Source organism: Clostridium sp., from assembly GCF_050717535.1.
Classification (GTDB): Bacteria; Bacillota; Clostridia; order Clostridiales; family Clostridiaceae; genus Clostridium_AD.
Genome location: NZ_JBOITM010000041.1, coordinates 110717 through 123465, shown reverse-complemented (window position 1 = coordinate 123465; position 12749 = coordinate 110717). Strand labels below are relative to the sequence as shown.

Below are 12749 nucleotides of genomic sequence, written 5' to 3'. Positions count from 1 at the left end.
TTATGTTTGTAGGTGAAATGGATGTCAGAATCACTGATAACAAAAAAAGCTCTTGCCCTATCAATTAAGAAGTTAATGGAAACAATTCCCTTGGCTAAATTGTCAATTCATGAAATTGTGGATAACTGTGGCATTAATAGACAAACCTTTTACTATCATTTCAAAGATAAATTCGACCTTGTAAACTGGATCTATTATACTGAGGCTATAGAAAATATCGATGATTCTATAAAATATGGTCATTGGACTGATGAAATGTATAAAACCTTAGTATATTTTATGGAAAATAGATCTTTTTATATTAATGCCCTTAATACACCAGGCCAAAATGCATTTGATGGATTTCTTTTTGAAAAAACCTATGATCTTATTATGGGAGTTATAAATGATATTTCCACTGGAATAAAAGTTTTAGACACAGATAAAGACTTTATTGCAGATTTTTATACTTATGCTTTTGTAGGTATAACCGTGCAGTGGATAAAAAATAATATGAAAGAGCCCCCTGAAAAAGTAGTAAGTAACTTAAATGATATGGTTGAAGGCAGTATGCTAGGTGCTTTAACCAGATATTCTACTTATCACAAATAAAATTAAACATAACTATTATTGTCTCATTAAAAAGATTGTATCAAATTATTTTGATACAATCTTTTTAAGTCTATTTTTGGTATAATAGTAAATGATAGATTTAAAAACTCGGAGTTAAATTATCTCCTGTGGAGTTTTAAATTGTCGTTAAAATAATTTTAAGTAGGTGATATTTTTTGGACTTAATTATAGCCTTTTTTGTTACATTTGCACTTTTGATTATCAGCGTTTTTAAAGGCATATTTCTTGCATACCCATTGATAGCAGGACTAATACTCTTCATTATAGTAGCTACTAAAAGAGGAAACAATATAAAAGAGGTATTTTATATGGCTTTTATTGGGGGCAAAAAATCTCTCATAATCATAAATATCTTTATTCTTATTGGAGCTATTACCTCTATATGGATGGCCTGTGGCACAGTACCTACAATAGTTTATTATAGTGTAAAGCTAATAAGACCCAATCTATTTATTTTATCTGCATTCCTAACTAGCTGCTTTGTATCATTTTTAATAGGCACCTCCCTAGGAACTACGGGTACAATAGGAATAGCCCTTATGGTTGTTGCAAAAGGCGGTAATGCAAACCTTGCTGCTACAACAGGTGCAATTATTTCCGGAGCATACTTTGGTGATAGATGTTCCCCTATGTCCTCTAGCGCAAGTCTTGTTTCCTACCTTACTAAAACCGATATTTATAAAAATATTACCAATATGTTTAAGACTTGCTTAGTACCTTTTAGCCTTTCAATTGTTTTCTATGCAATAGTTTCAAGAATATACCCTTTGCATAGCTCTGCAAATAGTATTAATAATGAAATAATTAATGCTTTCCATATAAATATAATTGTTATGCTTCCAGCCTTAATTATATTAATTTTATCGGCATTTAGGGTAAATGTCAAAAAATCCATGCTTGTAAGCATAATAATTTCTTATTTATTGTGTATCTTTATACAACATGAGACACTATTAAATTGTATAAAGTTTATGATTTTCGGGTATAGCACAGAGAAATCAAGTCCACTTTATACAATAATTAAAGGTGGTGGAATTATTTCAATGCTCAAAGCATCCCTTGTTATATTTGTAGGTTCTGCCATTTCGGGAGTAATCGAAGAAAGTAAAATGTTGCATAATATTGAAGCTATAACTTTAAGGGCAACTTCTAGATATGGAGTTTTCACAAATCTAATTATTACAAGTATATTCACTGCTGCCGTGGGTTGCAGTCAGTCCGTTGCTGTTATGTTAACCCATATGTTAAATAAAAAGGCTTACGAAAAAAATGGACTAGCTAATTCCTGCTTGGCCATTGATTTAGAAAATACAGCAATAATGATCTCTGCTTTGATTCCTTGGAACATCGCTTTACTTGCTCCAATTATAATCTTAGGTACAAATGCTACATGTATACCTTTTTTATTTTATATATATATGGTACCTATAACTAATTTGATATCAATAGGTTTTAACTCTAATAAAAAGTCTAATAGCACCAATGTGGAAATTAATATTACCAGTTAAAGCATCATCTTTGATGACTCAAAAAAAAACTCCAGCAGAATATTATTCTGCTGGAGTTTTTTTTTCTAAAGTACCTGATGCTATTTGTTACTTTTTCTAAGATATTCCTCAATAAAAACATCAATATCCCCGTCCATAACTGCATCTATATTTCCCATTTCTGTATTAGTCCTATGGTCCTTGACTAAATTATATGGATGAAATACGTAGGATCTAATTTGACTTCCCCAACCATTATCTTTTAGATCCCCAGTTAAGTCTTCGATTCTATCTTTGTGAGCTCTTTCCTTTAGATCTAAAAGTTTTGCCATAAGCATTTTCATTGCAGTTTGTTTATTACTATGCTGACTTCTCTCATTTTGACACTGAACTACTATCCCCGTAGGTATATGCGTAATTCTTATTGCTGACTCAGTTTTATTTACATGTTGACCTCCAGCACCTCCTGATCTAAAAGTGTCAATCCTAAGATCATCAGGTCTTATATCGATATCTTGACTTTCTGTTAATTCTGGAAGTACTTCACAAGAAGCGAAGGAAGTTTGCCTCTTGCCATTTGCATTAAAGGGTGAAATTCTTACAAGCCTGTGTACTCCTTTTTCAGCCTTTAAGTATCCATAGGCAAACTCACCAGTTATTTTTAATGTAACCGCCTTAATACCTGCCTCATCAGAGGGTTGATAGTCTATTACTTCAATATGGTAACCCTTCTTTTCACACCACCTAGAGTACATCCTATAAAGCATTTCTGTCCAATCTTGAGCATCACTTCCACCTGCACCGGTATGAAGCGTTAAAATTGCATTATTTATATCATATTTCCCAGACAGTAAAATTTCTATCCTAAACCTATCAGTATCATGAGCTAAATCTTTTAATTCACTTTTTATTTCTTCTATAGAGGAATCATCATCTTCCTCTTCACTTAACTCTACAAGCACTTCTAAATCCTCTATCTTACTAACAACTAAATTAAACCTATCAATTCTATCTTTAATCCCCTTAGCTTTCTGAGAAATTTCTTGTGCTAGATCAGTGTCATCCCAAAAGCTAGGTTCCTGCATTTTAAACTCAAACTCTTTCAACTCTTTTTCTAGTGTTGCTAAGTCAAAGAGACACCCGTATTTCTTCTGAATTAGCTTTTATAACATTTAGTTCACTTGTTATTTCTTCCATTTGTACTATCAATTATTACACCTCTCTCATTATACTTAAAAAGGGGCATGCAAAAATTAATTGCCCACCCCTTTAAATTATTGACCCCTTTGCCATTCTCTGAGGCAACTAATAAATATTAATTGTTATCCCCTGCCACAACAGTTTTTATATTTCTTCCCTGAACCACAAGGACAGTCATCATTTCTTCCCGGTTTAATTTCTTTTTTAGTTGGCTCTTTTTTAACAGAATCATCATGATTCGTTGATGTAATTTTTGCAACCATTGCTCTTTCAGGAGCTTTTTCTATTTGCACATGGAATAAGTATTTAACAGTTTCTGTTTTTATGTTATCAATCATTTCAGCAAACATATCGCTACCTTCCATTTGATAGGCTTGTGAAGGATCTTGTTGCTTATATGCTCTAAGTCCAATACCTTGCTTTAAATGTTCCATATCATCAATATGGTCCATCCATTTGCTATCTACAACTCTTAATAGAATAACCCTTTCAACTTCTCTCATTTGTTCCTGACCAAAGTGTTCTTCTTTCTGTGCATACATTTTTTTAGCTATGTCTAACAGAGTAGTTTTAATCTCCTCGTTAGATATTTTAGAAAGTTCTTCTATTGAAACCATACCCTTTTGAAGATATATTGGTTCAAGATAATTTATAAGTTTTACTAATTCCTCATCAAAAGTTTCCTCTGAACCACTAATATGAGATGCAACTGCAGAGAAAATAACATCTTTCATCATTTCTTCAACTTGATCTTTTATGTTTTCTCCTTGAAGAACTTCTGTTCTTTGTCTATAAATTATTTCTCTTTGTTGGTTCATTACATCATCATATTGAACAACATTTTTTCTTATATCAAAATTATTTCCTTCAACTTTCTTTTGAGCACTTTCTATAGCTCCACTTACCATTTTACTTTCAATAGCATCCTCATCGGTTAATCCTAATTTCTCTACTACTCCTTGAAGCCTTTCAGAACCAAATATTCTCATTAAGTCATCTTCTAGCGATATATAAAATCTTGAGTTTCCTATATCCCCTTGACGACCAGAACGTCCTCTAAGCTGATTGTCAATACGCCTAGATTCATGTCTTTCAGTTCCAATTATCTTAAGTCCTCCAGCTTCAACAACTCCTGCTTCAAGCTTAATATCTGTACCACGTCCCGCCATATTAGTTGCAATGGTAACCATACCAAGTGCTCCTGCATGAGCTATTATTTCCGCTTCTTTTTCATGGTATTTAGCATTAAGTACTTGATGAGGGATTCCGCGTCTTTTAAGCATCTCAGATAATAATTCTGATTTTTCTATACTAACAGTACCTACAAGAACTGGTTGTTTAACCTTATATGTCTCAACTATTTCATCTACTATAGCTTTATATTTTCCTTTAACAGTTTTATATACTAAATCTGCACTATCAACTCTTGCTAATGGCATATTAGTAGGTATTACTAATACATCTAGCCCATATATTTCTCTAAATTCATTTTCCTCTGTAAGTGCAGTACCAGTCATGCCTGATAATTTATTATACATTCTAAAGTAATTTTGGAAGGTAATTGTAGCAAGAGTTTTCGACTCTTTCTCAATTTTAACACCCTCTTTTGCTTCAATAGCTTGATGAAGCCCATCACTATATCTTCTGCCTTCCATAAGTCTTCCAGTAAACTCATCTACAATGATAACTTCTCCATCTTTATCCATATAATCTTTATCTTTTCTCATAATATAGTTTGCTTTTAGTGCTTGAACTACATGGTGCTGTACAGTCATATTTTCTGCATCAGCATAATTTTCTAAATGGAAATATTTTTCTGCTTTATCTATACCCGCATCGGACATTATAACAGCACTAGCTTTTTCATCTATAGTGTAATCTTCTTCTTTTACTAGCCCCTTAACAAAATAATCTGCTACTTTATAAAAATCTGTAGATTTTTCTCCTTCTCCAGATATTATAAGCGGAGTTCTCGCCTCATCTATTAATATGGAATCAACCTCATCCACGATTACAAAATTTAATTCTCTTTGAACCCTTTCCTCTTTACGAACACACATGTTGTCTCTTAAATAATCAAATCCAAATTCATTATTTGTTCCGTAGGTTATATCCGAATTATAAGCCGCATGTCTTTCAGTTTGGTCTATATCATGAATAATTACACCCACAGAAAGGCCTAAGAATTCGTGTATTTTTCCCATCTCTATGCTATCTCTTTTTGCAAGATAATCATTAACTGTAACTACGTGAACACCTTTTCCTGATAGCGCATTCAAATATGATGGAAGTGTAGCCACTAAGGTTTTTCCTTCACCAGTTTTCATTTCTGTTATTCTTCCTTGGTGTAGTATTATACCACCTATTAGTTGTACTCTAAAATGCTTCATTTTAAGAACTCTCCAAGAAGCCTCTCTAACTACTGCAAAGGCTTCAGGTAATATATCATCCAAAGTCTCTCCCTTATTTAGCCTAGCCTTAAATTCCTCTGTTTTAGCTTTAAGTTCTTCATCACTTAAAGCAGTCATTATAGGGTCTAATTCGTCTATCTTATCCACAATTGAAATTATTCTCTTTATTTCTCTATCACTATAACTACCAAACATTTTATCAAAAAATTTCATATTTTCCATCCTCACTATTCATTTTAATAATTCACAAATATTCATTTTAATAATTTATTAATAATTTATTAATAATTCCTAAATATACAATATAAATTATACCACTTAATTTGTCGCTATTCAACTTATATGATTTGATATATTTCAAAGCTAATATTGATGAAAATTTAAAAGCATTCATGTTTTTTGAATTTAAAAAAGACTAAAGTAAATATAATCTTACTTTAGTCTTTTTTATTAATATAACTTAAATTATTACTTAGACTCCTAAAATATTATTAAAATTCTGGTTCTATGAGACCATAATTCCCATCTTTTCTTTTATACACTACGTGTACCTCTGATGTCTCATCACTCATATATACAAAGAAACTATGACCAACTAACTCCATTTGAAGTACTGCTTCCTCTGCTGACATAGGCTTGAATGCAAATTTCTTCGTCTTTACTATCTTAGGCTCCATATCTTCTTCATTATTATTAGCATACAGTGGTATGCCTTTAAATTTAAGAGAATTTCCACGATTTCTTTTTTCTAATTTTGTTTTATGTTTTCTAATTTGTCCTTCTAATTTATCAACAACAAGGTCTAACGAAGTATACATATCATCATTTTGCTCTTCTGCTCTTAAAACAACTTCATTAAAAGGGATTGTAATTTCTATAGTGTGTCTATTCTTGTGAACCCCTAAAGTTATCTGAGCTTCCACATCTGGATTAAAATATTTATCAAATCTTGATATTTTCTTTTCCAAAATATTTTTCAAGGCCTCTGTTATCTCTATGTTTTTACCTATTATTTTAACTTTCATTCCGTCCAGCCCCTTTCTAATATCTATATACTGCTTCTTATAAAGCATGTATTATAGTTGTATTTCTATATTATTACTTTTATCACTAAATAGCAACCACCAAAATCAGAATTTACACAATATTAATTAAATTTAAAGTTCATTATCTTAAAATTACTTGTTATTCCACCGTTTACTAACGTTCATTGCACATTGTTTATAATATTCTCTTATGATATAGTTGTACTATTCGAGTTTAAAAATCAACCTTAGGTTTTTATATATACCATGGTTTTATAAACTAGATAAAATAAAAGCTCCTAATATAATATTAGGAGCTTTTATATATTAAGTTAGTTGACCTGGTCTTTGACCCCACACTCGCCTGCTGGAGCTTTTGCTACCCAGAATTACCTTCTCACTACTAACACTCTCGCCCGTTAAGACGGCAGGACTAACCTCTAAGCCGCACCATGCTCACTAAACTTTGTTTAACTTACGTGGATCGTTTCGCCTGCGACTGGCATCGACTTTCAACCACAAACCTAACTTACTACAATAAATATTATACCTTACTTTTAGCTATAGTCAATATGCAAACATTATTTGTTCCACTTTCTTTTAAATTATGAGCACAATGAAACGTTGTAGCTCCAGTGGTTATAACATCATCAACAAGTAAAATATTTTTATTTTTTATATACTTGCACTCTTCAATGCTAAAACATTTATCCATGTTTTCCCACCGCTCTTCACCACTTAGACCTATTTGGTCTTTAGTATCCATAGTTTTGTTTAAATTGCAAATTAAGGGAATGTCTAAAACCCTTGATAAATAATTAGCCAAAAACTCACTTTGATTATATCCTCTTTTTTTAAGTGCTTTTTTAGTCATAGGAACATAAGCTATTAAATCAAACTCTAATTCCTTACTTTTTACCAGTTCTAGCATGTACTTTGCTAAAATTTCTCCACATATAAAATCGCTCCTATATTTAAGCCTGATAATTAACTCTTTTACAATATTTGAATAATAAAATACAGACCAAACCAGATATTTTTCTTCATCATGGCTTATATAAAAACTTTCAGAACATGGCCTCAACTTTTTCCTGCACTCAGTACACAAAGCTTCACTCTCCTGGCTATATCCATTACAAATAACGCAGCACTCATTCCCTGAATATATCAGTGAAGCCAGACAATATAGTATATCTTTTATATATTTAATAATCCTTTTTCCCACGCTTTCTTATTGAATTTTCTAGCTATGCTTCTGGCTTTATCCATTTGCATAGTTTCGACATTAGCTAAAAATATAGCTTCCCCTCTTTGCATAGTTTCATATCTTCCAACCTTACTTGATAAATATAATAATTGCTTATAAGTAAATTTAGTATTATCAGCAAAGTAAACTATAACATCAACTGCATTGAGTTTTAAATAACTCTCTTCAAAGTCATTAGTTACTATTATGCTCTCATCTTTATGCATAAATGCCAGTGGAATATTATCATCACTTTTTTTACTAATATATAGAAATAAATCTTCACTTAACTTTTCTTTAAAATTGCTTAGATACTGAAATACTACTTTAGCTTTTTCTTCATCTGGTGTAAAAATTATTACCTTTCTATTAGATATAATTGACCAATTTAAATATTCATAAACTACCAAAGGTATATCAATATTAAGATTTATTCTTGTAGTTATGATTCTAGGCTCTATGATCGGAATTCTATTGTTTTTTAATGGAAATATAATTGGGGAGCCTTCACTTAAAACATTCTCCACTGAATAAGCTATTGCTATTCCATCAGATTTGCACACCCTTAATACTATTTTTTTTATCTGCTGCTTATTATATTTTGGAAAACTTCTAATATCATTATAAATTACCAAATCAAATTTTTCTCCAAGCTCTAATGCCTTTTCATAATTACATATATGAAAATATTCATTTACACTACTATAATTATTCTCAGGTGAATATGTATATTCGCCCATATTGCTAAATTTATTTATAAATGTAACAATATCAATGCTGTGCTTATCTTCATCAGTTATATACAATATATTTTTCTTTTCATTAGCATGTGCAATTATGGTTTCTAACAATAGATCAGAAGAATTGTAAAACACAGATACAACATCAATTCTTTTTTTGCCACTTAAAGAACATCTTAAAATTTCTTTGCTTATTTCATCTTTTTCCTCACTAAGGTTTAATTTTTCGGTGAAAAACATATAATTTTCTCCTCTTCAATTAAAGATTTGTTTAATTTAATGGACTAACTTACATCATGGCTCAGATTTGCATCTACTATTTGTCTTATTCTCCAGCCCAGTGCAGAATATCTTTCAAAACTTCTATTATTGTCTTTCATAAAACTTATAGCTTTTGTCTTCCCAACTAATACAACCATATTCTTTGCTCTCGTTATTCCTGTATAAAATAAATTCCTATTCATTAAAAGCGGAGGTCCCATAAACATAGGCATAATTACAACTTCGAACTCACTTCCTTGGCTTTTATGTATTGTAATTGCATATGCTAAAGTGAGTTCATCTAAGAATATGCCTTCATATTCTACACGCTTATCATCATCAAAAATCACAATAACATTTTCATTATCTTCATCAATATCTTCAACATATCCTACATCTCCATTAAAAATTCCAACACCATCTTCATCTTGTTTTGCTCCCATTTTATTCCATTTCATAGAATAATTATTTTTAATTTGCATAACCTTGTCCCCAACTCTAAATATAGTATTCCTATATTCTTTTTCTCTTTTATTAATAGACTTGGGGTTTAGTATTTCCTGAAGCTTTTCATTTAAATTTTCTATACCGAGTATTCCTTTTCTCATTGGTGAGAGTATCTGAATATTCTTCATTTTATCCCACTGTTTATTAAATTTAGGAAGTCTTGTATTAATTAAAGTAATTATACTATCTAAAATTTTGTCTGGCTCATTTCTTTCAATAAAATAAAAATCCTTATCTTTTTTATTTAAAATAGGCATTTCACCATTATTAATCTTATGAGCATTTACAATAATCATACTTTCCCTGGCTTGCCTAAAAATTTCCTTAAGCTTAACTACTTTAACACAATTACTCTCAATAATGTCTCTTAGTACGTTTCCAGGACCAACAGATGGTAATTGGTCAACATCTCCAACAATTATAAGTCTAGTCCCTATACTTATAGCCTTTAATAAACTGTTCATAAGCATTACGTCTATCATAGAAGCTTCATCAATAATGACTACATCACAATCTAAAGGAGCTTCCTCACTTTTAAAAAACTGCGACCCATCATCTCCACCCATTCCAAGTTCTAATAACCTATGTATAGTTTTAGCTTCCCTTCCAGTAGCTTCTGTCATTCTTTTAGCGGCGCGCCCTGTAGGTGCAGCCATGTTAACTTTCATTCCAGCTTTTTCGAATAGTTCTATAATACAATTGATTATAGTAGTTTTACCAGTACCTGGCCCCCCAGTTATTACCTCCATGCCATTTTCTGCTGCACCACAAATAGCAGCCTTTTGAGACTCTGCAAATTGTATGTTTTTTTCTTTTTCAAACTTTTCAATTTCTTCATCTATATCTATTTCCAATGGATCATAACTAGCTACTGCTAAAGTTATAATTTTTTTAGTAATACTTAATTCACAATAGTAAAAAGGCATAGTGTAAACACATTTTTCTTCATCAATATTTTCTACTTTCAATTTACCCTGTACTACATTATCAAAAATATTATTTTCAATTTCAATTTCAGAAACTTCAAGAATATTTTTAGCTTCCCTTTGTAATTTTTCTAAGGGCATATAAGTATTTCCCATAGCGCAAAACTCGTTAACCACGTAATTAATTCCACTTTGTATTCTAAAAGGTGACTCTTTGTCAATACCTAAACTTCGTGCTATCTTATCAGCAATTTTAAATCCTACCCCTGAAATGGTTTCAGTTAATACATAAGGATTGTCTTGCACTACCTTTATAGAGTCTGCCCCATACTTTTTATATATCTTCACACATTGGTTAGGTGTTACTCCGTAGGTTTGAAGAAATATCATTATATTCTTAACTTCTCTTTGCTTAGAGTAAGATTCCAAAATCAACTTAATTTTTTTTTCTCCTACACCGTCAATCTCCCTTAATCTTTGTATTTCATTGTCTAGTACATTCATGGTATTTTCTCCAAAGTACTGGACAATTTTTTTGGCAGTCACTGGCCCTATTCCCTGAATAACTCCAGAAGCTAAATATTTTTCTATACCCGCAATAGAACTTGGCATTACTTCCTCACATTGTGTTATTTTAAATTGCTTTCCAAATTGAGGATGGGTAACCCAATCCCCTATTAATTTTAAATTCTGGCCTTCACTTATGTAGGGCACAATTCCTACAATAGTTGTTTTCTCTTTTTTATTATTCAAATGAGCAATCATAAACCCATTTTCTTCATTTTGAAATACTATATCTTCAATTATTCCTTGTATTTCTGGCATAAAATCTCTCCTATTAATAAATTTATATAGTAGCAATACTGCTAATATTATATCATATACATATTACGTTTTTATCTTTAATATTTTTAGTATACCTCTATCTTAAGTTTTATCAAAATATGAATTAATAATCCACCAAATGAATAAAAATTCAATATTATTCAATTATTTCAATAGTATTGAATTTCAATATATATTATCAACACAAAAGAGGGATAACAATTATTAATTGTTATCCCTCTTTTGTATAAATAATTCTAATTTTTTTATAAATATTTTTTTATTTCTTCAACTTTGTTTAATCTTTCCCAGCTCAGGTCTAAATCAGGTCTTCCAAAATGCCCATAAGCCGCTGTCTGCTTATAAATAGGTTTTCGTAGATCTAATTCTCTTATAATAACAGCTGGTCTTAAATCAAATACTTTTTCAATTATTTCAACAATTTTATTATCGGAGATTTTTCCCGTTCCAAAAGTTTCAGCTTCTATAGATACTGGTTTTGCTACACCTATAGCATAAGCTAGCTGAATTTCTAATTTATCTGCAACGCCTGCTGCTACTAGATTTTTAGCAACCCATCTTGCAGCATATGCAGCAGATCTATCAACCTTTGTTGCATCTTTACCAGAGAAGGCTCCACCGCCATGTCTTGCGTATCCTCCATAAGTATCTACTATTATTTTTCTTCCAGTTAGTCCAGAATCGCCCTGAGGTCCTCCAATTACAAATCTACCTGTAGGATTTATATAATATTTGGTGTTTTCATCTAATAATTCACTTGGAACTATTGGTTTTATTACATGTTCAATTAAGTCACTTTCTATTTGATCATGCATTACTTCTTCTCCGTGTTGAGTTGAAATAACAATAGTATCTATTCTTACTGGCTTATTGTCTTCATACTCTACAGTAACTTGAGTCTTTCCGTCTGGTCTTAGATAATTAAGTGTTCCATCTTTTCTTACTTCACTTAATCTTCTTGCTAGTCTGTGAGCCATAGAAATTGGAAGTGGCATGTACTCTGGAGTTTCATTAGTGGCAAATCCAAACATCATACCTTGGTCTCCAGCACCTATTGAATCTGTCTTATCCTGTTTGCCGGCCTTAGATTCTAATGCTTCGTTAACTCCCATAGCTATATCTGCTGATTGTTCACCAATAGATGTAATTACCGCACATGTGCTGGCATCAAATCCATATTTTGCTCTGGTATATCCTATACCTTCAATGGTACTTCTAACAACTTTAGGAACATCTACATAACAATTAGTTGTTATCTCTCCCATAACTAAAACCATTCCTGTAGTGACTGCTGTTTCACAAGCAACCCTAGCATAAGGGTCTTGTTCTAAAATAGCATCAAGTATAGCATCTGATATTTGGTCACAAATTTTATCTGGATGCCCTTCTGTAACTGATTCTGATGTAAATAGTCTTTTCATTATAATTCTCCTTTCTAATGCTGAAAATTTCTCTTTTTAAAAAAAATAAAACCCCTTCCAAATATAA

The 12749-nt window shown here is 31.3% G+C and carries 9 protein-coding genes; 2 read left to right on the top strand and 7 right to left on the bottom strand.

Going from position 1 to position 12749, the window contains the following annotated elements; all coding sequences use genetic code 11:
* Positions 1 to 21 precede the first annotated feature (21 nt).
* Complete coding sequence (gene dhaS, locus ACREVU_RS07475; RefSeq protein WP_431550982.1) at positions 22 to 591, top strand: dihydroxyacetone kinase transcriptional activator DhaS; 570 nt, start codon at positions 22 to 24, stop codon at positions 589 to 591.
* Between the two features lie 176 nt (positions 592 to 767).
* On the top strand, positions 768 to 2120 hold the full coding sequence (locus ACREVU_RS07470) for a Na+/H+ antiporter NhaC family protein (RefSeq protein ID WP_431550981.1): 1353 nt from the start codon (positions 768 to 770) through the stop codon (positions 2118 to 2120).
* 80 nt (positions 2121 to 2200) lie between these two features.
* On the opposite strand, the gene prfB is transcribed toward ACREVU_RS07470, so the two are convergent.
* The 7 genes from prfB to metK form a co-directional block, all read right to left on the bottom strand.
* Positions 2201 to 3308 (bottom strand): peptide chain release factor 2 gene (gene prfB / locus ACREVU_RS07465; protein WP_431550980.1). Its coding sequence is split into 2 segments (ribosomal slippage): positions 2201 to 3229 and positions 3231 to 3308, totalling 1107 coding nucleotides; the frame shifts between segments, so codons are not numbered across the junction.
* Between the two features lie 113 nt (positions 3309 to 3421).
* Positions 3422 to 5923 carry a preprotein translocase subunit SecA gene (gene secA / locus ACREVU_RS07460; RefSeq protein WP_431550979.1) on the bottom strand — a complete coding sequence of 834 codons (2502 nt, stop codon included), beginning with the start codon at positions 5921 to 5923 and terminating at the stop codon, positions 3422 to 3424.
* A gap of 278 nt (positions 5924 to 6201) precedes the next feature.
* Positions 6202 to 6735, bottom strand: coding sequence for a ribosome hibernation-promoting factor, HPF/YfiA family (hpf, locus tag ACREVU_RS07455; protein ID WP_431550978.1), 534 nt, complete (start codon positions 6733 to 6735; stop codon positions 6202 to 6204).
* Between the two features lie 544 nt (positions 6736 to 7279).
* The gene (locus ACREVU_RS07450; RefSeq protein ID WP_431550977.1) at positions 7280 to 7843 is read right to left on the bottom strand and encodes a ComF family protein; all 564 of its coding nucleotides are present in this window, start codon (positions 7841 to 7843) and stop codon (positions 7280 to 7282) included.
* 89 nt (positions 7844 to 7932) lie between these two features.
* Positions 7933 to 8961 (bottom strand): hypothetical protein, encoded by a 1029-nt coding sequence (locus ACREVU_RS07445; RefSeq protein ID WP_431550976.1) that lies wholly within the window; start codon positions 8959 to 8961, stop codon positions 7933 to 7935.
* A gap of 44 nt (positions 8962 to 9005) precedes the next feature.
* Positions 9006 to 11240, bottom strand: coding sequence for an SF1B family DNA helicase RecD2 (gene recD2 / locus ACREVU_RS07440; RefSeq protein ID WP_431550975.1), 2235 nt, complete (start codon positions 11238 to 11240; stop codon positions 9006 to 9008).
* 266 nt (positions 11241 to 11506) lie between these two features.
* Positions 11507 to 12682, bottom strand: coding sequence for a methionine adenosyltransferase (gene metK, locus ACREVU_RS07435; RefSeq protein WP_431550974.1), 1176 nt, complete (start codon positions 12680 to 12682; stop codon positions 11507 to 11509).
* Between the last annotated feature and the right edge of the window lie 67 nt (positions 12683 to 12749).